Origin of the sequence: Streptococcus sp. KR, assembly GCF_002238115.1 — a bacterium.
GTDB lineage: Bacteria > Bacillota > Bacilli > Lactobacillales > Streptococcaceae > Streptococcus.
Genome location: NZ_NGVM01000193.1, coordinates 1 through 363 on the forward strand (window position 1 = coordinate 1; position 363 = coordinate 363).

At 33.9% G+C, this 363-nt stretch carries 1 protein-coding gene; it reads left to right on the plus strand.

Annotated elements, in window-relative coordinates:
• Positions 1-29: 29 nt before the first annotated feature.
• On the plus strand, positions 30-363 hold a 334-nt coding region (locus CBI42_RS11575), incomplete at its 3' end, for a helix-turn-helix domain-containing protein (protein ID WP_142294146.1).

The following is a 363-nucleotide window of genomic DNA, read 5'->3' on the forward strand; positions in this document are numbered from 1 at the left end:
AATGTGATGGTAAGCAAGGAGGGGTTCTATTGAAAACAAATGACGAAATAGTCGACACACTTATTGAATTAAAAAATGAGCAGCATTTAACACTTAGTGAACTGGCTAGACGTGTAAACATGGCCAAGTCAGCATTATCAAGGTATTTTAATAAAACTAGAGAATTTCCACTAAATAACGTGGATGCTTTTGCTAAAGCTTTACACACTACCCCAGAATATATTCTTGGATTCAAAGAAAACGAGATTGGTTCATTAACTGATAGTGATAGAAGAATTCTAAGGATTAATAAAATGTTATCCTCTGATCGCCAAGAAAAAGTTTACAATTATGCTAGTGACCAATTAGACGAACAGAATAACG